Origin of the sequence: Anabaena sp. UHCC 0204 (assembly GCF_009711975.1) — a bacterium.
Classification (GTDB): domain Bacteria; phylum Cyanobacteriota; class Cyanobacteriia; order Cyanobacteriales; family Nostocaceae; genus Dolichospermum.
Genome location: NZ_VIKW01000004.1, coordinates 74,627 through 98,721, shown reverse-complemented (window position 1 = coordinate 98,721; position 24,095 = coordinate 74,627). Strand labels below are relative to the sequence as shown.

Below are 24,095 nucleotides of genomic sequence, written 5' to 3'. Positions count from 1 at the left end.
ATGTTTCAAAAACAAAAAAATATTAACTGGATACTACCCTTAATTATCTGTAGTGTATTTATTCTTTGTGTTGCTATAGGAATGCTGATCTATCCTGATGCTTTTCATAAATTCTTTTCTCCATCAAAATTATTTCGTGCCATTCCTCCAGTCAGACTTCATAAAAATTACTATTGGGACGTAGAACATTATGCAAAAATGGCAGTTAATCCCAGTTGTAAGGCATTTTATCCCCTGTGGCCTTTTATTATTCGTAACCTCTTTCATCCCCAAACTATAGAACAAGCAGCACATTATTTTTTATTGCTGTCTACAGTTATATTTTTTATCACTAATTTTGTACTATATTGGGTTTTTAAAATAGCTTTGCAGCGTACATATTTAGCTTTTTGGATGATGTTAGCTTATACTGTTAACCCAATGGCAATTTTTAGAGTTATTGGTTACACAGAAAGCTTATTTTCTCTGTTTAGTACATTATTTATTTGGGTTTGTTTACCTAATAACAAAATTAATCAAAATCTTAAACTTGGTTTTTTATTCATTATTACATTTTTAATGAGTTTAACTAGACCTATATTAATTCAAATATTTTTTGCAACTATCTTAACTTTAATAACTATTATTGGTTTAGAAATGTTGAAAATAAATAAATATTCTTGGCAGAATTTGTTAATAAATCTGCAAAAATATCAGTATGAAATTAAAACAACTGTAACTATATGGGTTGCTTCATTACTAGGTTATTGTGTTTATGGGAGCTTTTGTTTCAAGACTAGAGGTAATTTTTTTGCACCTTTTGATGATCAAAGTCTGTGGGGTAGAAAATTAGGTATTCATTTAGAGTTACTATTATTTCCCAAATCACCTTTAATTGATATTATCGGGTTTTATTTACCTTTGATAATTTTGTGTTTGTCTTTGATTTTTACATATTACAAGTTTACTCAACAACAAAACATTATATCTGTTCCCAAATATCGAATTTGGTGGAGTATCTTTTATTTATATCCACCTTTATTAATATTGGTATATGTTTACCACTTGATTAAATCAATAAAATATAAAATCAATGTAACTAAAATAAAACTTCCTGATTATACTAACAATTTAGCTGTTAACTATATTTTCTGGTTTTGTGTTTACTTTGCTACTGCTCATTCATTGATTAATTTCTTCACATGGGATCGTTTAATGAGTTTAGGTAGACATACATTTGCTATACCCTACTTTTTCTTGGCTTTAGGATATTTATATCGCTGTATTCCCGGTAAAATTAAATATCAAACTTTGTTATTTATGAGTTTGATTTCTGCCTTTATGTTAGTAGAACAATGGATTAAATATGGTCAAGATAAATGGTTAGGTTAATAAATAGTATAATCAGGAAACTTGATCTGATTTGATATTATCATTATCTCCACTATTATCAAATCCATAAGCATCTCTAACTAAATATAGAGGTCTTCCTTTCACTTCTTCATAAATACGTCCAATATATTCACCAATAATTCCTAAATTGATGAGTTGAATACCCCCAACAAATAATATTGTCACCATTAAAGAAGCATATCCAGGAACATCTATGCCCAAAATTAAGGTACGAATCATTAAATAAGTAGCATATAAAAACGCAACTAAGGATATGAAACAGCCGATGTAAGTCCACATTCTCAAAGGTAATGAACTAAAGGAAGTAATACCATCAATAGCAAAATTCCAAAGACTCCAATAATTCCATTTTGTTAGTCCTCTGTAGCGTGGAGAACGATCATAAATTATAGCAGTTTGTCTATAACCTACCCAAGAAAACAAACCTTTCATAAACCGTGTTCTTTCTGGTAATTTCTTGATAGCTTCCACGACTCGACGATCCATTAACCGGAAATCTCCAGTATTACGGGGTATGGGAATATTGCTGAAACTCTCCATGACTCCATAGAAATTATTAGCAGTAAAGCGTTTTAACCAACTTTCCCCCCAACGATAACCACGAGTTGCATAAACTACGTCATAACCTTCTTGCCATTTGGCAATTAGTTGTTCAATTAATTCCGGTGGATCTTGAAGATCCGCATCAATAGGGATAACTGCATCCCCTGTAGTATAATCAAGACCAGCAGTTAAAGCTATTTCTTTGCCAAAATTACGGGACAAGCTAACGACTTTAATAACTGGATTACGAGTATGATGTTGTATTAAATATTCAAGGGTGTTATCTTTGCTGCCATCATTTACACATATAATCTCATATTCTATATCAAGGGAGTTGATAATTGTTTCCAGTCTTTTAAATAGTTGATCAATGTTAGCTTCTTCATTGTAAAAAGGAATGACTACTGAAATTTTCATATTTGCTGCTTAAATTTCTCCAATAAACTTCAACAATGGACAATGGAAAATTTAAATTTACCTCGCACTTTAAATATGAAAATGGAGAAATAGGAATTTTTTGCTTTTTTCTCCTTTAAAGGAGAGGTTTAAAACCTGGAATGAAACAATTGTCAATTATCAATTGTCAATTGTCAATTATTAATTGACAATTTGTGTAAAATTTAGTATCTAAGGGTAATATCTGTGTCACCACAAGAATTTAGTTTACTGATGATGTCAGTTCTCATTAGTGTAGCTGGACAGTTTTTTTTGAAAATGGGAGCGATTAAATTAGGAAAAGTTGATACTGGTAATGCTGTTAATCATATTCTCAGTATTGTCACCACACCAGAACTTTTATTAGGACTAAGTTGTTATGGGATTGGTGCAGTAGCCTATATTCTACTGTTAACGAGAGTAAATCTTAGTGTTGCTGCTCCTGCTGTTTCCGTTGGTTATATATTTTCCGTATTATTGGGGTATTTTATTTTAAAAGAACCTATTTCTCTAACCCGTGTTTTTGGATTAGGTTTGATTGTTACAGGAGTTATATTAGTAGTTTGGAAAAAGTAAAATTAGCTAATCAAAAGTCATCAATTGGTGATGAAAATTTATGGCATTAAGTTTAGAATAGTAGCTAAGGTAACTACTAACCATTATTCACAAGTGAGAAACTATAGTTCGTTAATTATCGTCTAAATATTTTTTGGTATTGAGGAAAAATCACCTTTGTTGTCAGATCAACCTATGAATAAAAGCAGTTAAAGATAGATTAATCTCCATACAGATGATAATTCATAGTAATGATTATGGGATATGTACTTGGTTTATGAGTAGATATATATTGAATTGAGGAATATATGTAAATATGTATTGCAATTTGCATAATTTATCATCAATAACTGAGAATCTCAATATATAGAAAAATGTGTTATAACCTACCGTCAGAGCGATCGCTGCTATCACTGATTGCTCACCCCCTTAAGGAGTTATGTTGTGGAAAATAATAAGTCGTTTTTTGGCACACAGGGAATATTAATTGCATTGCTGGGACTAACTGGCACTTTTAGTATTGCATTAATGATCCTCTTCAAAACTAACACCTCCGATGCTCAAAGCCAAAGCAACAGTGTTAAAGATATTACTGCTAATGTAGTAACTCAGCAGCGGTTAGAGAAGTTTAAAACAGAAATGCTCACCAGTTGGCAACAAGAAGCACAAGCGAAGGGATTTGCGACTGATGTTCCATCTAATTTTCAAGGTGCTGTGATCAAAGAGGCCAAACTTCCCGCAGGTAAGAAAGTAATTGCCTTAACTTTTGATGATGGTCCTTGGCCTAATAGTACGGCACAGGTATTAGATATTCTCAAGAAAAATAATATCAAAGGTACATTTTTCGTTGTTGGGCAGAATGTCAAAAATTATCCTGATTTAACAAAGCGAGTAGTTACAGATGGTCATACTATTGCTAACCATACTTGGCATCACTGGTATCACCACATGAATGCACAAGCAGCAGCTTATGAAGTTGCCAACACTACAGATATAATTTATAAAACTACAGGGGTGAAAACTAGTTTGTTCCGTCCACCTGGAGGGATTATGAGTAATGGGGTGGCGGCTTACGCTAAGAGTAATAAATATGCTGTTATTATGTGGTCGGCTGATTCTATAGACTACTCTCGTCCAGGTGTACCAAAACTGATTAATAACATTTTTAGAGGAGCAAGACCCGGAGGAATTGTGTTAATGCACGATGGAGGAGGCGATCGCGCTCACACCGTCAAAGCATTACCAGAAATCATTAGTAGATTTCGCAATCAAGGTTATGAATTTGTCACTGTTCCCGAACTTTTAGAAATGCAAAATCAATATTCACAAGTAGTTGCTCAAAAATCCAAGAAACCTTAAATGTCTGAATCAGGATAACCAGGATTAAATGTCTGAATCAGGATAACCAGGATTAAAGGATGAACAGGATGAATACAGACAAAGTAATTAATCCAATCCTGTAAATCCTTAAATCCTCTAAATCCTGATTCAGACAAAAAAGATTAAAGGATGAACAGGATGAATACAAACAAAGTATTTAATCCAATCCTGTAAATCCTGATTCAGACAAATTAAACAGAACTTAATTGTTTTGCCTCTGTTTTTGCTTCGGGACTATCAGCTTCAGAGGGTGGGACTAACTGCCAGAATTTGGGTAAATACTCTGCCCAATTGGCAATAATTTCCTGGGCTTTGGGTGAACCAGTTCTATGTGCATGAGTTTTAATTAACTCATACAATTGCTGTACACCAGCATCACTCACAACTCGTTGCACATTGACAATGGCGTGATTAACTAAATCAGGGAAATTACCTGCTTCATCTAAGAAGTAAGCTAATCCACCAGTCATTCCTGCACCAACGTTGCGGCCGACCTTACCCAGAACAACAATCACACCACCAGTCATATATTCACAGCAGTGATCACCAGCCCCTTCAATTACCGCTGTACCCTTGGAGTTCCGCACCGCAAACCGTTCTCCAGCTAAACCATTAGCAAATAAAACCCCACCAGTAGCACCGTAAAGGCAAGTATTCCCCACAATCACATTTTCCGCTGGGTTATAAGTAGCATTTGCGGGGGGCTTAATAATAATTTCCCCACCATTCATGCCCTTACCTACATAGTCGTTAGCTTCTCCTGCTAGGGTGAGGATGACACCATCGAGGTTAAATGCGCCGAAACTCTGCCCCACACTCCCTTGGAAGTTGAGGTTAATTTGCCCTGTAAAGCCGTTGTCCCCGTATTTATGAGCGATCGCCCCAGTTAACCTAGCACCGACTGTTCTATCGGTATTGACGACGGTGAAGGTTTTGCTAACTGTACCTTGATGCCCAATTGCAGCTTGAATATCTGCATCAGCTAGTAATTGGTCATCTAAAACTGGTCCGTTGCTGTGAACTTCTTCATGTAACAACCAACTACGATTAGATTTTGTATCTGGTAGTTTCGTTAAACAATCCAAATTCAAAGCTTGGGTTTTATTGAGTTTGGTATCAGCACGAACAGTTAATAAATCAGCCCGGCCTGTTACTTCTGATAAAGAACGATATCCCAATTTAGCCAATAGACTCCGCACCTCTTCCGCGATGAAGTAGAAGAAGTTAACAACGTTTTCGGGAATTCCTGTAAACCGTTTCCGCAGTTCTTCCTTCTGAGAAGCTACACCCACAGGACAGTTATTAGTGTGGCAAATCCGCGCCATAATGCAGCCTTCGGCAATCATAGCTATTGAACCGAATCCGAACTCCTCAGCCCCCATTAACGCCCCAATTAGGACATCCCAGCCGCTTTTCAGACCACCATCTACACGCAAGATGACGCGATCGCGCAAGCTGTTTTCCATCAATACTCGATGCACTTCTGTTAAACCCAATTCCCAAGGACTACCTGCGTGTTTAATGGAAGAAAGGGGTGATGCACCAGTACCGCCATCATGTCCAGAAATTTGGATAATATCCGCATTTGCTTTAGCCACACCTGCTGCAATTGTGCCAATACCAATTTCTGCGACTAATTTCACCGAAACTTGGGCTTTGGGGTTAATTTGGTGCAAGTCAAAAATTAACTGGGCTAAGTCTTCAATTGAATAAATGTCATGGTGGGGTGGTGGTGAAATCAAAGTCACACCAGGCTTAGAACGCCGCAACATGGCAATGTATGGGCTTACCTTGGGTCCAGGTAGCTGTCCACCTTCTCCTGGTTTTGCACCTTGGGCAATTTTGATTTCAATTTGTTTAGCTGTGGCTAAGTATTGGGGAGTTACACCAAAGCGTCCTGATGCAACTTGTCTAATGGCACTGGCAGCAGTGTCACCATTTCTTAACCCGTTGAGATGGGGAAGAGTAGGAGATTTCCCAGCAGTATCAACATCATTTAAGGCGTTGTAACGGACTGGATCTTCGCCACCTTCACCAGAATTAGATTTACCACCAATGCGATTCATGGCGATCGCTAAAGTTTCATGTGCTTCTCGTGACAATGCCCCTAAAGACATCCCTCCAGTACAGAAACGCTTCACGATATCATTGATTGATTCTACCTGTTCTAAAGGAATGGGTGAGCGATCACTTTGGAAATCTAATAAATCTCGCAACGCCGTCACTGGTCTATCTTGGAGATGCTGTTTATAAACTTCATAATGGTCATATTGCTTGCCATTTACAGCTTTATGCAGCGCCTTCGCTAATTCTGGGCTGTTCATGTGGTATTCACCACCGGGACGATATTGGACAAAACCTAAGTTTTCCAACTTTTTCGCCGTCAATTCGGGGAAAGCCTTGCTGTGGAACGATAGTACCTCTTGGGCTAATTCACTGACACTTAACCCCCCAATTCGGGAAGTTGTCCCCCTAAAACCCAAAGCTAATAAATCACCACCAATCCCAATCGCTTCAAATATTTGCGCCGCTTGATAACTGGAAAGTAGCGAAATTCCCATTTTTGAGAGGATTTTCAGCAAACCCGATTCTACAGCTTTACGATAATTGGCGATCGCTTGGTTTAAAGTCAAGGTAGCAATTTTGCCCCTAGTCATAAACTGCTGGGTTTTGGGTTCAGCCCACCAAGCACTGACAGTATCTAAAGCCATATAAGGACAAATCGCACCAGCACCATAACCCAACAAACAAGCAAAATGATGGGTACTCCAACATTGGGCGGTATCCACAATTAAGGATGTTTTCATCCGCAACCCTTCACGGATTAAGTGATGATGAACCGCACCGATGGCTAATAAAGGCGGAATATAAGTATATTCCGCAGCAATGCCTGTACCTGTGCGATCGCTTAAGATTAAAATCTTTGCACCAGCCCGCACCGATTCAGCAGCTTGTTGTTGCAAAGATTCCACAGCCGTTTTTAAACCATTCGGTCCTGTGGCTATGGGGAATAAAGTTGATAATTCAGCCGTCCCAAATCCTGACAACTTAATGGCTTCTAACTCTGTCTGGGTAAGTACAGGTGACTCTAATTTAAGTCTGCGGGCGTATTCTGCTTTGGGTTCTAATAAATTTCCCCTTTCCCCCAATTCCACCGTCAAGGACATTACCAACTTTTCCCGTAAAGGATCAATTGCTGGATTAGTAACTTGAGCAAACCGCTGTTTAAAATAGTCGTACAGCAAATGGGGTTTTTCTGACAACACAGCCAAAGGAATATCATCCCCCATACAGAAAGTTGCTTCTGCACCTGTACTAGCCATGGGGTGAATCACCATTTCTACATCTTCTATGGTGTAGCCAAAGGCAATTTGCTGTTGTAATAAGACTTGTGGATCAATTTTATTGGTAGTCAGTTGTCCGTTGCCATTAGTTGGGCTTTGGTGTCCATTCCCATTCCCGTTACCATTAACTACAGACTGTCCCTCAACTAATTGACTCAATTCTAGGCGATGCTGTTTCAACCATTCTCCATAAGGATGTTGTTTAGCAATCCGTTGTTTAATTTCCCAGTTCTTGAGGATTTCTTGGGTGTTTAAATCCACCGCAATCATTTGTCCCGGTCCAAGTCTGCCTTTTTCGAGGATGTTTTCTTCTGGGAAATCTACAACTCCTGCTTCGGAAGCAACAACGATATAATCATCTTTGGTGATCACATAACGCGCTGGTCTTAAGCCATTGCGGTCTAATGTCGCCCCAACTTTTTTACCATCGCTAAATACTAACAGCGCGGGTCCATCCCATGATTCTTGCAAACCGCTGTAATATTCATAGAAATCCACAATTTCTGGATATTCAGCTAAGGAAGGTTGATTTTTGTAGGCTTCGGGAACCATCATCATTAACCCTTCTAAAGGGCTGCGTCCCGATCGCACCAACAACTCTAGTACATTGTCTAAAGTAGCGGAATCGCTATTATCAATGTTTACCAGTGGCTTGAGTTCATCAAACCGATCATGCCAAATTGGATGACTGAGGGTAGCTTCCCTGGCCATCATCCAATTAATATTTCCCAATAGGGTGTTAATTTCGCCGTTATGACCTAATAACCGCATTGGTTGGGCTAATGGCCATTTGGGCATGGTGTTGGTACTAAAGCGGCGATGATATACCGCAAATGGCACTACAAAGGCAGGGTTTTTTAGGTCTTGGTAAAAATCTCCTAAGACGGCGGAACGCACCATGCCTTTATACACGATTGTGCGGCTAGACAATGAACATACATAGAAGTCTTCGGAAATTTTTCTTCCCGCTTGCATAATGCGGCGACTGGCAATATACAATTCTCTTTCTAGTTCATCACCGCTTTTATCAGCACAAGAAATTAAAACTTGTTCTATCTGTGGTTGATTTTCTTTGGCTTGTACACCTAATACTTCTGGATTTACTGGAACTACTCGCCAGCCCAATACAGTTAGTTTTTCTTCCGCTGCTATTTGCTCAAATGCGGTTTTTGTTGCTTGGGCAGCTATGGGATCTTGGGGAAAAAATATCATCCCCACTGCCATGTTACTCAAGTTAGAAAAATTAATCAGATTAGATGAAAATATCTGCTGTTCTTTGTTTTCTTGGCTGAATAATTTCCAAGGAATTGCTGTTAATATTCCTGCACCATCACCAGAATCTTGGTCAGCACTACAACCACCTCTATGTTCTAAGCAAGTTAAAGCAGTTAAGGCTTTATCTAAAATTTCATGACTGGCAATATTTTGACGATGGGTAATAAACCCGACTCCACAAGCATCTCTTTCTTCCACTAACCACTTTTGCCCTGGGTATGTGTCTTGAGAATTAATATCCGAAATTTGCTGACCCTGATTCAATGATTGATGACTCATACTCTATTCCTGAAATGTTGAGGTACAGATGTTGTTATTACTGCTAGAGGAAAATTTCTCAATTTGGCACTGGATAAAAATACATAATTACCAAAATTTAGGGATAACAATTTTAGCTTTGGCTTGACATTTAGCCAAAAGTGTGTAACCAATGCCTATCTTTGTTTATTTGTTTATGCACTGTAAAAAAACTACTTAATCCAGAAGGACTTATAAATTGAAAGGTTTCTGAAGTTTGAAGTTTTTTAGCTTATGACTATAACGTAGTGTTAAGCTGTGATGCCATGCTGCGATATCAGAATTCTACTGTATAATGTGAAGCCAATTTTCCTACTGTTTGCTGTTTATAGATCAAGGATTTGAGGTATTACCTATTTTGGGTTTACCTGCAATAGGATCTCGACTATGGCTGAACGCCACGCTGCGATATCACACTTCACTATCTAAAAGCCGCATTTTTTCCTAATGCAGCCACAAAATCAGCGTATTTACACTATATGCCCATTTGACAATTCCTAAAATATATGTTGCTTGCATTTTGGCGGCTTGTTCATTAGCCACCAAATGAATTTTAAATTTTAGATTGAAACTCCTAATCCAAAATCCAAAATTTTATAGAGTGTGCGAATTTTAGCTTTAATCCCTAAGACTACCATCATAGTCTATGAGCAGTTTGTATTATTTAAAACAATTACTACCAGTATCTTCAGCCTAATAATTGTTTGTAACTCTTGATAAAAGACAAAAACCCAATATATATATTATCACGGTTATTTCCCAAAAAGATAATTATTTTTGGAAAATTTTCCGATAAATTTTCGTTAGTCTAAGTTTTGCACGATCATTTTCCCAAAAATTTAGTCAATGATCCTTTATGTCCGATCAAAAAAAGCTCCATCCTATGAAACTCGTGTATTTTGTGTTACCACTATTGTCAACAGCACTGTCTTTAACCGTTACATATAGAGCGATCGCTCAAACAATTCCTAGTTTACCAACTTCCGCCTCAGTCTCAGCTAATGCTGGTAATCAAATTACTCTCAATGGCAGGACTTTATCAGGGGTATGGTTACAGCAAACCAAGACTCCAACAGGAGTGCAAACTTATCTTAGTGATAGCGCAGTTAAGCAATTAATGGGGATAGATTTACTGAATAGTAACAATCCTGCTCAACAACCAATACAATGGTTTTCTGGTGCAACAAATCCCGTTATTCTCAATACCAATTTACAAAGAGGATATCGCTATTTAGATATTACTCAATTAGCTCAAACAGCTAAATGGCAAATACAAGCCAATGGTAACAAGTTAGTAATTTCTACTCCCCCATCCCAAGTTAAAAATATTCGTCAGGGTAAACAACCAACAGGCGATCGGATTGTTCTAGATTTAGATATGCCGACTCCTTGGCAAGTTAGACAAGAGTTACCAGTCAAAAAAGTTGTAGATCCTGATGAAATTGCCCCCAAATCTACCACACCACCGAACCGAGATTGGACTGTTACCTTAGATGGTATTGCTGATCCGGCTTTACTCCAACGCTATAACTCTCAACCACCAACACCCGAAGCACTAGTGCAAAAAGTGGAAGTGGTGAATAATCAAACTATTGTCCGTCTGAGTGTTCCCTTTGGTCAGTCTGTACAAGTTAGCACTATTCCCCAACCAAATCGGATAGTTATTGATATTCGTCGTGATGCTTTACGAGAAAGAAGTATTACCTGGGCGCAAGGGTTACAATGGCGACAGCAGTTTGTAAATTTAGGAACAGACCGTTTTCCCGTGGTTTGGTTAGATATTAATCCCAGGACGGTGGGATTGACAATTAAACCAATATGGAGCAATAGTCAAACCCTAACAGGTACTGCTCCTTTGATGCAAACTGCTCAAAATTACTTAGCCGTAGCAGCGATTAATGGTGGTTATTTTAACCGCAATAATAGATTACCTTTAGGGGCAATTCGCCAGGATAATCAATGGATATCAGGACCAATTCTCAACCGGGGAGCGATCGCCTGGAATAATAATGGAGAATTCTATTTTGGTCGTCTGACACTCACAGAAACCTTAATTAGTAATAATCAACGTTTACCCATTCTCTTCCTCAATAGTGGCTATGTACAACGTGGTATTGCTCGTTATACCTCTAGATGGGGAGCGACTTATACACCCCTAACAGATAATGAAAATATCGTAGTTGTTCAAAATAATCAAGTCACTAATCAATTAGCAGGAGGTAAAACTGGGACTACACCTATTCCCATTCCTGAAAATGGCTATCTGCTTACCTTCCGCAGTGAAACCCCACAAATGCCTATGGGGACAAAAGTTAACATTACCAGCACCACTACCACACCTGAATTTAGCCGTTATCCCCACATTATGGCCGCAGGTCCCCTATTAATCCAAAATCGGCAAATAATTCTTGATGGTGAAGCGGAAAAATTCAGCCCAGCTTTTATGAGAGGTCAAGCAGTTCGTAGTAGTATTTGTACCACTAGCACAGGTAATTTAAGGATTGCTGCTGTACATAATCGTGCTGGGGGTGGTGGACCAACTTTGGCTGAACAAGCAACATTAATGCAGACAATGGGTTGTATTAATGCCTTAAATTTAGACGGTGGTAGTTCTACCAGTCTTTATTTAGGCGGTCAATTACTTGATCGTTCCCCCAATACTGCGGCTCGTGTTCACAACGCTATTGGCATTTTCATATCACCAAAAGCTGCTAAAAAATAACCCTTTTTGATTTGTCAATTTTGAAGTTGAGAACAAGTCAGGTTTTTCTTTGATGAAGACTTTGATAAACACATTCATTTGAGCAGGAAATTTTACCAGTTGCGGCTGGGTTTTGCTATGTTTGTCAGGGTAGCTAAATCCTGCCATTTGTTCTATTAACTATCAAAACTAAAAACGAGTTTGTTATGTCTCCATCTGAGGTAACTATGGCTAAAGTATCAGAAACCGTGCCAACGAATACTCTCACTCTGCAACCAACAATTAATTCTAGAAGTATTGCCGCTAGTGAATTACGTCCTTGGGGTTCTTTTACAGTCTTGGAAGAAGGACGCGGATATAAAATTAAGCGAATTGAAGTCAAACCTGGACATCGCCTCAGTTTACAAATGCACCACCACCGGAGTGAACATTGGATTGTTGTTTCCGGAACAGCTAAAGTAGTTTGTGGCGATCGCGAAATTTTATTAAGCAATAATCAGTCAACCTATGTACCTCAATGCACTACTCATCGGTTAGAAAATCCGGGAGTGATTCCTTTGATCTTGATTGAAGTCCAAAATGGCGAATATCTGGGAGAAGATGATATTATTCGCTATCAAGATGACTACGCTCGTTCTGAAAAATAGAAATGATGGGGAACTTAGTAACCAAAATTTAAATTTCCAATTTGGGATTTGAGATGGAATCCTTGAAAATCCCAAATCTCTTTCCTTTGCCCCATGGTAAAATTTCTTAATCCTCCCTGTTTTTCAATTCTAAATTCCTGTAATATTAATTATGGGATTCTCGTTACCTCAAAAATTCCATGATTCATTTGAGTCCAGCCGCTGTTAATGAGATCAGGCGCTTAAAATCTAAGCAACCATCGAATATCTTATTTCGCTTACGGGTGAAATCTGGAGGCTGTGCTGATTGGTTTTATGATCTGGCTTTTGATACAACAGTAAACTCTGAAGGCGATCGCACGACGCAAGCCATAGATACAGTTTTAGAGTTACAAGGTATTCCTGTAGTCATAGACTCCGAAAGCCTAGATTACATTAATGGATTGTCAATAGATTATTCAGAAGACTTGATGGGTGGAGGTTTTCGCTTTCAGAACCCCCAGGCAATATCTACTTGTAGCTGCGGCAATTCTTTCTCGATTAGTCAGTAGTCAATGGTTAGGAATTTTCTCTTACCTGTTCCTCCGCAGTCGCTCCACTTGGGGAGACCCCAAGACCGCGCTGCTCTCTCTTCCCTGTTCCCTTCCAAAATGATTGACATAAAATCAGAAAAAAAGATATAATCAGGATTTGTTAAAACTTAGATCATAAAGCAGCTTCACGCGCTGTAACTCATGCCAACAATACAGCAGCTAATCCGTACTGAGCGCGAACTAGCGCGGCAGAAAACCAAGTCCCCTGCTCTGAAACAATGTCCCCAACGCCGGGGCGTTTGTACCAGAGTATACACAACAACACCTAAAAAACCCAACTCAGCACTCCGCAAGGTTGCCAGAGTAAGACTTACCTCTGGATTTGAAGTGACAGCTTACATCCCAGGTATCGGTCATAACTTACAAGAACACTCTGTAGTTATGATTCGTGGTGGTCGGGTCAAAGACTTGCCCGGTGTTAGATATCATATAATCCGTGGCACATTAGATACAGCCGGAGTTAAAGACCGGAAACAAGGCCGTTCCAAATATGGAACAAAGCGCCAGAAAGCAGGTAAAAAATAGGTAAGAGACGGTTTATCGCCTTAACTACGATTAACCGTCCTACCTAAAACTGCATAAAACAGAAAATCTAGCAGTCACGAATTTAAAAAAAATCAAACTGCACCTGGCATTAAAGCAAACAAATAGCCATAGCGTGGCGCAAGCCATAGACAAAAACGCAGGAAAATTAAGCGGCTAATTCAACCGCTTTTAGTCTCCTGCGTTCTGATAACATATAATTTCGTTGCCAAATTCCGCATTTAAGGATGAAGTATGTCTCGTCGTGGTGTTAGTCAAAGGCGCTCAGTTCCGCCTGACTCAGTATATAATAGTCGCCTTATCAGCATGATGATGCGACGGATAATGCGTCATGGCAAGAAATCACTTGCCGCAAGAATAGTTTATGACGCTTTGAAAACTATTGAGGAACGGACTGGTAGTAGTCCTTTAGAAACCTTTGAAAGAGCAGTGCGTAACGCAACACCATTAGTAGAAGTGAAAGCTCGCCGGGTTGGTGGAGCAACTTATCAAGTACCAATGGAAGTACGCTCAGACCGTGGTACAACTCTAGCATTGCGCTGGTTAGTACAGTATTCGCGTCAACGTCCAGGTAGAACCATGGCTGGTAGACTAGCTAATGAGTTAATGGATGCTGCAAATGAGAGCGGTAGTGCTATTCGTAAGCGGGAAGAAACGCATCGGATGGCGGAAGCAAATAAAGCATTTGCACACTATCGTTACTAAATAGAAAAAGATATATCGCTTGATGCTATGCGGTATATCAAAGGATTTATAGCTGATGCCCAAGAAAGGTAACAGCTTTGCTACGCTAACGGAAAAGACGGTTTTCCGTAAAAGTATAGAATCTTAACAAAGAGTAATATACAAGATATCATGAGGCCAAAACGATAGGAGGTAACTGTGGCACGCACGAACCCGCTAGAGAAAGTACGCAATATCGGCATTGCGGCGCATATAGATGCGGGAAAAACAACGACAACAGAGAGAATACTATTTTACTCTGGGATAATTCATAAAATTGGTGAAGTTCACGAAGGAACTGCTGTCACCGACTGGATGGAACAGGAGCGGGAGCGGGGAATTACCATCACTGCTGCGGCGATTAGTACATCTTGGAAAGAACATCAAATTAACATTATTGATACTCCTGGTCACGTAGACTTCACAATTGAAGTTGAACGTTCCATGCGAGTATTAGATGGTGTAATAGCTGTATTTTGTTCCGTAGGTGGTGTACAACCACAATCAGAAACAGTATGGCGACAAGCAGACCGTTATAAAGTACCTCGCATCGCCTTTATTAACAAGATGGATCGCACTGGTGCGAACTTCTATAAAGTGCATGACCAGATGGTTGATCGCTTGCGGGCTAATGCTATTGCTATTCAACTGCCTATCGGTAGTGAAACTGAATTTAAGGGGATTGTAGACTTGGTACGGATGTGTGCGTATATGTACGCAAACGACCAAGGAACTGATATCCAAGAAACAGAAATTCCCCCAGAACTAGCAGAAAAAGCAGCCCAATACCGCACCAAGTTGGTAGAAGCAGTCTCAGAAACTGATGACGCGCTGATGAATAAGTACTTCGAGGGTGAAGAACTTACAGAAGCAGAAATCTGTACTGCGCTGCGGAAAGGGACAATTGCCGGTACGATTGTACCAGTTCTTTGCGGTTCAGCCTTTAAGAATAAAGGTGTGCAATTGATGTTGGATGCAGTGATAGATTACCTACCAGCACCAACTGAAGTACCCCCTATTCAAGGCACACTCCTGAATGGTGATACCGTAGAACGTCATGCTGATGATAACGAACCATTATCAGCTTTGGCATTTAAGATTATGGCTGATCCTTATGGTCGCCTCACCTTCGTGCGCGTTTATTCTGGCGTGCTGAAAAAAGGTAGTTACGTTCTTAACGTCAGCAAGAATAAGAAAGAACGGATTTCTCGGTTAGTGCTGATGAAAGCAGACGACCGACAAGACGTAGACGAATTACGGGCAGGTGACTTAGGTGCTGCTTTGGGATTGAAAGACACCTTAACAGGTGATACCCTTTGTGATGAAGGCTCACCAGTAATTCTGGAATCCCTATTTATTCCTGAGCCAGTCATCTCGGTAGCGGTTGAACCCAAAACCAAGAATGACATGGACAAGCTTTCCAAAGCTTTGCAATCTTTGAGTGAAGAAGACCCCACATTCCGTGTGCGTGTTGATCCGGAAACCAACCAAACCGTAATTGCGGGAATGGGAGAATTGCACCTAGAAATTCTCGTAGATCGGATGTTACGGGAATTTAAGGTAGAGGCAAACGTTGGTGCGCCCCAAGTGGCTTACCGCGAAACCATCCGCAAAGCCGTCGAAAAAATTGATGGTAAATTTATCCGCCAAAGTGGTGGTAAGGGTCAGTACGGTCACGTAGTGATCAATTTAGAACCAGGCGAACCAGGTACAGGTTTCGTATTTGTCTCTAAAATTGTTGGTGGTATTGTTCCCAAAGAGTACGTCGGACCAGCGGAACAGGGAATGAAAGAATGTTGTGAGTCCGGCATTTTAGCTGGATATCCACTCATTGATGTCAAAGCTACCTTGGTACATGGTTCTTACCACGACGTAGACTCTTCAGAAATGGCTTTCAAGATTGCCGGTTCTATGGCAATGAAAGAAGCGGCATCAAAAGCCTCTCCAGTCATCTTAGAGCCAATGATGAAAGTTGAAGTTGAAGTACCTGAAGACTATATCGGGAACGTGATTGGTGACTTAATCGCCCGCAGAGGACAGATTGAAAGCCAAAGCACTGAACAGGGACTTGCGAAAGTGGTATCGAAAGTTCCACTGGCAACCATGTTTGGTTATGCTACTGATATCCGGTCGAAAACCCAAGGTCGAGGTATCTTTACAATGGAATTTAGTACCTACGAAGAGGTGCCTCGCAGCGTGGCTGAGGGAATCATCTCAAAAAGTAAAGGGAACGCTTAATTAAAAAAGGAAACGAGTATTCATGGCACGCGCAAAGTTTGAAAGAACTAAACCTCACGTTAATATCGGTACTGTTGGCCACGTTGACCACGGCAAAACTACTTTAACAGCAGCCATTACCATGACCTTGGCTGCTAATGGCCAAACTGTAGGTAAGGGTTTTGACCAAATTGATAATGCACCTGAAGAAAAGGCCCGGGGTATTACTATCAACACATCCCACGTTGAGTATGAAACCGAAAATCGGCACTATGCTCACGTAGATTGTCCAGGACACGCTGACTATGTGAAGAATATGATCACTGGTGCAGCACAAATGGATGGAGGCATTCTTGTAGTTGCAGCTACTGATGGTCCGATGCCCCAAACCCGCGAACATATTTTGTTGGCAAAACAAGTAGGCGTTCCTAGTTTGGTTGTCTTCTTGAACAAGGAAGACATGATGGACGACGAAGAATTGTTGGAATTAGTAGAACTAGAACTGCGAGAATTGCTGACTAGCTATGATTTCGATGGTGACAATATTCCCATTATCAAAGGATCAGGTCTGAAAGCTCTCGAAGCTATGACTGCTAATCCCAAAACCCAACGGGGTGAAAATGAGTGGGTAGACAAAATCTATGCGTTGATGGATGCTGTAGATGCCTCTATTCCTACACCTGAGCGGGATATAGATAAACCATTCTTGATGGCTGTAGAAGATGTGTTCACCATCACAGGTCGTGGTACTGTGGCAACTGGACGGATCGAACGCGGGAAAGTTAAAGTTGGCGATACCGTCGAGCTAATTGGGATCAGAGATACTCGTAGTACCGCTGTTACCGGGATCGAAATGTTCAAGAAGAGCCTCGATGAAGGTATGGCTGGGGATAATGCAGGTGTGCTACTGCGCGGTATGAAAAAAGAAGACATTGAGCGCGGTATGGTAATCGCTAAACCTGGTTCGATTACTCCTCACACTCAGTTTGAAGGTGAAGTATACGTACTCAAAGACTCAGAAGGTGGTCGTAAAACTCCATTCTTTGCTGGTTATCGTCCTCAGTTCTATGTGCGGACAACCGATGTAACTGGTACAATCACAGCCTTCACATCTGATGATGGTAGCGCGGCAGAAATGGTGATGCCCGGAGACCGCATCAAAATGACAGTAGAATTGATCAACGCGATCGCCATTGAACAAGGTATGCGCTTTGCTATTCGTGAAGGTGGACGGACTATTGGTGCTGGCGTTGTCTCCAAAATCTTGAAATAACACTCACCTTTTTGCTCTCATCACAAAGGAGCAGAGATGAATCATCATATCTCTGCTCTTTTCTATTCTCATAAACAAGTTTAAATTTTAGATTGGGGATGATATCTAAAAAATCTAAAATTTAAAATATCAAGTCGAAAATTTACCGAACCTGGAAAACTTAAGATGGCAACTCTACAGCAGCAGAAGATTAGAATTCGTTTAAAGGCATTTGACCGCCGTTTATTAGATACATCTTGCGAGAAGATTGTAGACACCGCTAACCGTACCAACGCTACAGCTATCGGACCAATTCCTTTACCCACAAAACGCAAAATATATTGCGTACTGCGATCGCCTCACGTAGATAAAGATTCCCGCGAACATTTTGAAACTCGCACCCACCGGCGGATTATTGATATTTACCAACCTTCTTCTAAAACCATTGATGCGCTGATGAAGTTGGATTTGCCATCTGGTGTAGATATCGAAGTCAAACTATAAATTTGTCAGTGGTCAGTGGTCAAAACAAAGAACAACTGACAACTGACATTTATTTAAGCTCTGAGAAAATTTATCTCAGGGTTTTTTATTAGCCATAAAACACATGATAAAATATGAACAAAGTATGGGGAGCATGGGAAAAGTAGGGAACAATATATTTTAAGAATAAAATTTATACTCAAGTAACAATGACATCTTCCTCTAAAATTGCAGTTCGGGAACTACCTCTATTTCCATTACCCGAAGTGGTTCTGTTTCCTACTAGACCATTACCTCTTCATATTTTTGAATTTCGCTACAGAATCATGATGAACACGATTCTCGACAGCGATCGCCGATTTGGGGTATTGATGATCGATCCCGCTAAAGGCACAATTGCTAACGTTGGTTGCTGTGCCGAAGTTATTCATTATCAACGGCTACCTGATGACAGAATGAAACTTTTAGCTCTAGGACAGCAAAGGTTTCGCGTTTTAGAATATATCCGTGAAAAGCCTTATCGCGTCGGTTTGGTAGAATGGATTGAAGACCAACCACCATCTCAAGATTTGCGCCCTTTAGCTTCTGAGGTAGAACAACTATTGCGGGATGTTGTCCGTCTCTCTGCCAAGTTAACAGAACAAGATATTGAACTACCACAAGATTTACCAGATTTACCAACAGAACTATCTTATTGGGTAGCCAGTAATCTTTATGGTGTAGCACCAGAACAGCAAGCATTACTAGAAATTCAGGATACCGTTGCTCGTTTAGAACGAGAAGCAGAAATTCTTACTTCTACTCGTAATCATTTAGCAGCACGTTCTGTTCTTAAAGACACATTTAACGATATAGAATAATTAAACTACTCCCACCTACCTAACGGCTGAGGTGGGAGCTTTCAGATTTGTCTATAGATGCTGCGAAGTTTCACAACACACTATAGCTACCAAAGATTTTCAGGACTTCTGTATAATTTTGTAACTCTCCTAAAGCAGATTTCATGATTTGTGAATTAACATCTGCTTCTATATCCAAATAAAATAAATATTCTCCCAAAGAACGTTTTGTGGGACGGGATTCAATGCGACTCAGATTAATACCTGAATGAGCAAATACTTGCAATACTTTTACTAATGCACCTGGTATATTCGCTGCTACGCTAAACGCTAGGGATGTATGACTACAATCAACCATCTGATTTTCTTCTGTGCTAACTACCCAAAATCGAGTACAGTTTTCTGGATAATCATTAATTCCACTAGCAAGGATAGGTAAATTATATAATTCCGCGGCTCTACTAGAAGCGATCGCTGCTATTGTTACGTCCTGTTCTAATTCCTGTAGTGCTTCAGTTGTCGAGTTACTAGCAATCAAATTAACATTTGGTAATAACTGTGATAGCCATCCTTGACATTGACTTAACGCTTGAGGATGGGAATATACACTTTTAATCATATCTAAACTAGTTGCATAAGAAATCAATGTATGTTGTATAGGTATAACTAAAGCTAGTTGAATTTTTAACCTCTCTAATTTCCATAAACTATCCAGTGTCATATTAACACTACCTTCAATAGAGTTTTCCACAGGAACAACCGCTAATTGACTTTGGTTTTCAGCTACAGCTTGTAGTGATTGGGCAATTGTAGGATAGGGACATAATTCAAAGCTTCTTTTGTCGCTCATACCTTGGTGATGATTCAACCAGTTGAGATAGAAAAAAGCTGCTTGTTCGGCATAAGTTCCTGGTGGACCTAAATGTGCAATTTTAAGATTCATACGTTTAAATCTGACGAATTTGATTGATAATGAATTAAGAGTTTGATTTTTTTACAATTTAATGCAAATTGTTAAAAGATATTACAATTAAAAAACAAATGGTTTAATTTGCTCATGGCTACCAAGTTTACTGCCTCTCAATCGGTTGAAATTTCCGTTCCTAAGCAACCTATTCCTATTCAGCACTATTTACGTCAGCCTCAACGTTTGGTGAATGCCTTAGCTGATAATACTAGAATTCAACAGCTTTCTGAAGAAGTGTTTCGCTTAAAAATGCGTCCTCTGTCTTTTATGTCACTGAGTATTCAGCCTACTGTAGATATGAGAGTCTGGGCGGATGCAAGCGGAACGATTTATTTGCGATCGCTCGGTTGTGAAATCCTTGGTTTTGAGTATATTAACCAACGTTTTTCCTTGAATTTAAAAGGCTATTTGTCACCAGTTCAACTCAGTAGTGGAACTCATCTGCAAGGGAAAGCTGATTTAGAAGTGTTAGTAGAGATCCCGCAACCATTTTCCTTTACTCCCAAGTCAATTTTAGAAACTACCGGGAATGGATTACTCAAAAGTGTGTTGTTAACAATTAAGCAAAGATTACTACACCACCTTTTAGCAGATTATCGGCATTGGGTAATATCACAAACTCAGAACACGGAAATTGATAATAACATTCCGGAATTACCAATTTTAAATTTTGAATAGTTTGAGAATTATTCAAAAAGATAATTGTCATTCTGAGTGCAGGATTGAATTTGACAAGGACGAAAAGAGCGACGATGTAGAGGTAAAGTCCCATATTTTTGGAGAGCCAGTAAATGTCGCTGGCTTCCATAACCTTTATTTCGTTCGAGATCATATTGAGGATATTTTAATGCTAAACGCTGCACTAAATCATCACGCCAAACCTTAGCCATGATACTAGCTGCGGCGATATTTAGCGATCGCTCATCACCCTTAACAATCGTTTGCTGTGGTATTGGCAAATCCTTGACTAACTGATTACCATCAATTAAACAAAGTTCAGGCTTTACCTTTAACTTGAGAACAGCACGCTTCATTGCTAATAAAGTTGCCTGTAAAATATTCAACTCATCTATTTCCGCAGTTGAAGCATAACCAATTCTCCAATCTAAAGCCAGAGTAGTAATTTTTTTAGCCAGCTTAATTCTTCGAGAACTAGACAACTTTTTGCTGTCCTTAATCTCATCAGCCATCAATATTGATAAAGCCTCTACTGGTAATAAAACCACCGCTGCTACCACAGGACCGAATAAAGCCCCTCTTCCTACTTCATCAACACCCGCAACCACACCCTGCATATCTGAGTAGGTAGAAAACTCTAACCAACTCAAGTTATCCCAGGGTGTGGGCTTGATTTCTCCCATAAATATCAGAACTATGATTTGTGTACTTGATTTAGATGATTAATTAATCAGAAGTCTAAACTATGATTTATGTGATTAATTTGATTTAGATGATTAATTAATCAAAGTAATCATAAAAATCCTCAAAATCACAGTCCCATTTCCCCAACCGATTTAAAAGGGAACACAAACCAAAATCTCAAATCCTCTTAAATTCAATCTTGGCTAAAACCATCACTATCTAGGGCTGATGAACGACGACGACGACGACGATTAGGCACAGAGGTACTATTAGTTTCTGTTTCTGTTTCAGCTTCATTTTCCTCTGTTGCAACTGTTAATTCGGGGACAATTGTTAATGGTGGAAAAGAAGATTCTTCTTCTATCTCAAATTTTGGTGTCGGTACTTCAATGGGGACAACATCAGGAGTTGTTTTTTCAGTAATAATTGGTTCGGGGATAGATTCAGTTGGTTCAGTTGATAATTGTCCTGGTTGAACAACATTAATAATCACCGATCTAGAATTTTTGCCCTCCCGATCTAATTTGAGTAGAGGAGAAATTCCCATTTCAGCAAATGTATCTTGTTCTTTTGCTGACATTTCGACAGTAATAATCTCCGGAGGTTCGACCTTAATTGGTTCTAGTTTAATTTTTGCCCGTTCTGGCCTTTCCGTCCAACCCGATTTATTAATGGTAGGTGGGGAGATTTCTGAAGAAGGTAGTTCAGCTTCTTCTAAGTCTAAATCCGCATCATTAACAAAAGCTAGGGGATTGGTAGTTAAGCGGGGTTCATCTTTACCATTAACTCCATTTACCCCAATCCGGCTGCGACGGGTACGAGTACGGCGCTTGCTATCATTTAATTCTTGGTAACTAGGATGATTAGTTAGATGTAGGGAACTAAATTCCGATTCTCCTTCAAATCCATCCCCAAAGCCATCGTAGGGATCTCGTGGTATGGCTGGCGATATGCTACCGCTATCAATTATCCGAGTCACAGGCCGGGATTCTTTTTGTGGCATCGGTACAAACCGCTCTGGTACATCTGTAGCCGGGATAGGTAATCGGTTTTCTGTTTCTCCCGGTAATCTCACGGTATGTCCTAAACCGCCACAGGTAGGACAAGTCTCGCCAAATAATTCATATATGTTTTGTCCTTGACGCTTGCGGGTAAGTTCTACTAAACCTAGCTCAGTCAATTGGGCAATTTGCGGACGGGCTTTATCAGCTTTGAGAGATTTGTTAAAGTGTTCTAAAACTTGCATTTGATCGCGTCGGGATTCCATATCAATGAAATCAACGACAATCACACCGGCAATGTTTCGTAAACGTAACTGACGAGCAATTTCTGTAGCTGCTTCGCAGTTTGTCCACAGCACTGTTTCTCTAGCAGTAGCGGAGCGGGTGAAAGAACCGGAGTTTACATCTATGACGGTTAATGCTTCCGTTGGTTGGATGATGATATAACCGCCTGAAGGTAAATCTACTCTTGGTCTGAGAGCTTCGCGGACAGCAGCATTAATGCGGAAGTATTCTAAAATGGGCGAGCGATCGCGGTGATGATCAATCAGTAATCCCTGGGGTGTTTGTCCACCACTCCAGTTTTGTAAATACTGTTTCACCCGTTTTAAGCCAGTGCTGGAATCTACAACAATGCGATTCACATCACTACCATACATATCTCTAAGTACGCGTTGAATAAAGTCATCATCACGATTAAGTAAGGCTGGCGCACGGGTAGATACTGCTTCTTGTTGAACAATTTCCCACTGCTTTTGCAGCACTTCTAAATCTTCAATGATTGCTTCTTCTGGTTTTCCTTCTGCTTCTGTGCGTACCAGCAAACCCATACCTGCTGGTTTAATCAAAATTGCTAAAGCTCTGAGACGGTTACGCTCACTTTCGCTCTTAATCCGTCTAGATAAGTTTACACCCCGTCCATAAGGCATTAATACTACATAGCGTCCAGGTAAGGTAATATTACCTGTCAGCCTGGGACCTTTTGTCCCAGTAGGCTCTTTCATCACCTGTACTAATGTTTTTTGCTGTGGTGTTAGCAGTTCTGTAATAGCTGCTGCACTACGCTTCAGCCTCAACGGACCCAAGTCAGTAACATGAATAAAACCGTTGCGTTCGGGATCACCGATATTCACAAAAGCCGCATCTATCCCAGGTAATACGTTTTCTACTACACCTAAATAGATATCACCTATTTGGTGATGACCGGTAGCTACAACGAGTTCTTGTATTTGATCTTCCGAAAATACAGCAGCAATTTGATGCTGTTCCGCGATGATAATTTGTTTTGGCATTCAATTTCCTCAAAAACTGGCAGCACTGAGGGGAATTACAAGAAGAGCTTCTCCGTGATCTCTTTTGTCCCTACAGTCGCTGCTACAAGGCGCTACTAGTAATAAAAATTTCAAATTTGAGCGGCTCTGCAAAGTTATGGAGAGCTAATGATACTGTAATCTCGTTTACACGCCTGATTATTCCTGAATAGCTGTATATAGTTTAAGAACTTAAATCAACCGCCCTTGGTTGATTTCCCATACTATACGCTGCTATCTAAACTTTGGATATCCGT

General features: G+C 39.8%; 18 protein-coding genes. 13 read left to right on the top strand and 5 right to left on the bottom strand.

Translation table 11 applies throughout. The features are described from left to right. On the top strand, positions 1-1,371 hold the full coding sequence (locus tag FJR04_RS04785; RefSeq protein WP_168492294.1) for a mannosyltransferase: 1,371 nt from the start codon (positions 1-3) through the stop codon (positions 1,369-1,371). Between the two features lie 12 nt (positions 1,372-1,383). Here FJR04_RS04785 and FJR04_RS04780 read toward each other — a convergent pair whose 3' ends face one another. After that, the gene (locus FJR04_RS04780; protein WP_168492293.1) at positions 1,384-2,352 is read right to left on the bottom strand and encodes a glycosyltransferase family 2 protein; all 969 of its coding nucleotides are present in this window, start codon (positions 2,350-2,352) and stop codon (positions 1,384-1,386) included. 225 nt (positions 2,353-2,577) lie between these two features. On the opposite strand from FJR04_RS04780, the gene FJR04_RS04775 reads away from it, so the two are divergent. Both FJR04_RS04775 and FJR04_RS04770 read left to right on the top strand, forming a co-directional pair. Then, positions 2,578-2,946 (top strand): EamA family transporter, encoded by a 369-nt coding sequence (locus tag FJR04_RS04775; protein WP_168492291.1) that lies wholly within the window; start codon positions 2,578-2,580, stop codon positions 2,944-2,946. A gap of 423 nt (positions 2,947-3,369) precedes the next feature. Beyond that, the gene (locus FJR04_RS04770) at positions 3,370-4,284 is read left to right on the top strand and encodes a polysaccharide deacetylase family protein (protein ID WP_168492290.1); all 915 of its coding nucleotides are present in this window, start codon (positions 3,370-3,372) and stop codon (positions 4,282-4,284) included. A gap of 212 nt (positions 4,285-4,496) precedes the next feature. Here FJR04_RS04770 and FJR04_RS04765 read toward each other — a convergent pair whose 3' ends face one another. Continuing rightward, positions 4,497-9,203, bottom strand: a complete 4,707-nt coding sequence (locus FJR04_RS04765; protein ID WP_168492289.1) for a glutamate synthase-related protein — start codon at positions 9,201-9,203, stop codon at positions 4,497-4,499. Between the two features lie 874 nt (positions 9,204-10,077). Between FJR04_RS04765 and FJR04_RS04760 the strand changes: the two genes are divergently transcribed. From FJR04_RS04760 to FJR04_RS04720, 9 genes are all read left to right on the top strand, one after another. Further along, on the top strand, positions 10,078-11,943 hold the full coding sequence (locus FJR04_RS04760) for a phosphodiester glycosidase family protein (RefSeq protein WP_168492288.1): 1,866 nt from the start codon (positions 10,078-10,080) through the stop codon (positions 11,941-11,943). Positions 11,944-12,149: 206 nt separating this feature from the next. Then, positions 12,150-12,569, top strand: coding sequence for a cupin domain-containing protein (locus FJR04_RS04755; RefSeq protein WP_168492286.1), 420 nt, complete (start codon positions 12,150-12,152; stop codon positions 12,567-12,569). 179 nt (positions 12,570-12,748) lie between these two features. Continuing rightward, positions 12,749-13,099 (top strand): iron-sulfur cluster assembly accessory protein, encoded by a 351-nt coding sequence (locus FJR04_RS04750; RefSeq protein WP_168492285.1) that lies wholly within the window; start codon positions 12,749-12,751, stop codon positions 13,097-13,099. Positions 13,100-13,282: 183 nt separating this feature from the next. After that, positions 13,283-13,666: a 30S ribosomal protein S12 gene (gene rpsL / locus FJR04_RS04745; RefSeq protein WP_168492283.1), complete on the top strand. Its 384-nt coding sequence runs from the start codon at positions 13,283-13,285 to the stop codon at positions 13,664-13,666. Positions 13,667-13,918: 252 nt separating this feature from the next. After that, on the top strand, positions 13,919-14,389 hold the full coding sequence (gene rpsG, locus FJR04_RS04740) for a 30S ribosomal protein S7 (protein WP_168492282.1): 471 nt from the start codon (positions 13,919-13,921) through the stop codon (positions 14,387-14,389). Between the two features lie 177 nt (positions 14,390-14,566). Beyond that, positions 14,567-16,645, top strand: a complete 2,079-nt coding sequence (gene fusA / locus FJR04_RS04735; RefSeq protein ID WP_168492280.1) for an elongation factor G — start codon at positions 14,567-14,569, stop codon at positions 16,643-16,645. A 22-nt stretch (positions 16,646-16,667) separates the two neighbouring features. Further along, on the top strand, positions 16,668-17,897 hold the full coding sequence (gene tuf / locus FJR04_RS04730) for an elongation factor Tu (protein ID WP_168492278.1): 1,230 nt from the start codon (positions 16,668-16,670) through the stop codon (positions 17,895-17,897). A 165-nt stretch (positions 17,898-18,062) separates the two neighbouring features. Beyond that, positions 18,063-18,380: a 30S ribosomal protein S10 gene (gene rpsJ, locus FJR04_RS04725; protein WP_015113498.1), complete on the top strand. Its 318-nt coding sequence runs from the start codon at positions 18,063-18,065 to the stop codon at positions 18,378-18,380. Positions 18,381-18,568: 188 nt separating this feature from the next. Beyond that, positions 18,569-19,219, top strand: a complete 651-nt coding sequence (locus FJR04_RS04720; protein ID WP_168492276.1) for an LON peptidase substrate-binding domain-containing protein — start codon at positions 18,569-18,571, stop codon at positions 19,217-19,219. Positions 19,220-19,289: 70 nt separating this feature from the next. On the opposite strand, the gene pheA is transcribed toward FJR04_RS04720, so the two are convergent. Further along, on the bottom strand, positions 19,290-20,141 hold the full coding sequence (gene pheA / locus FJR04_RS04715) for a prephenate dehydratase (protein WP_168492274.1): 852 nt from the start codon (positions 20,139-20,141) through the stop codon (positions 19,290-19,292). Positions 20,142-20,255: 114 nt separating this feature from the next. On the opposite strand from pheA, the gene FJR04_RS04710 reads away from it, so the two are divergent. After that, the gene (locus FJR04_RS04710; protein WP_168492272.1) at positions 20,256-20,843 is read left to right on the top strand and encodes a DUF1997 domain-containing protein; all 588 of its coding nucleotides are present in this window, start codon (positions 20,256-20,258) and stop codon (positions 20,841-20,843) included. Positions 20,844-20,851: 8 nt separating this feature from the next. Here FJR04_RS04710 and FJR04_RS04705 read toward each other — a convergent pair whose 3' ends face one another. Then, on the bottom strand, positions 20,852-21,526 hold the full coding sequence (locus tag FJR04_RS04705) for a ribonuclease HII (RefSeq protein WP_168492270.1): 675 nt from the start codon (positions 21,524-21,526) through the stop codon (positions 20,852-20,854). A 194-nt stretch (positions 21,527-21,720) separates the two neighbouring features. Continuing rightward, the gene (locus FJR04_RS04700; RefSeq protein WP_168492269.1) at positions 21,721-23,820 is read right to left on the bottom strand and encodes an Rne/Rng family ribonuclease; all 2,100 of its coding nucleotides are present in this window, start codon (positions 23,818-23,820) and stop codon (positions 21,721-21,723) included. Positions 23,821-24,095: the final 275 nt, after the last annotated feature.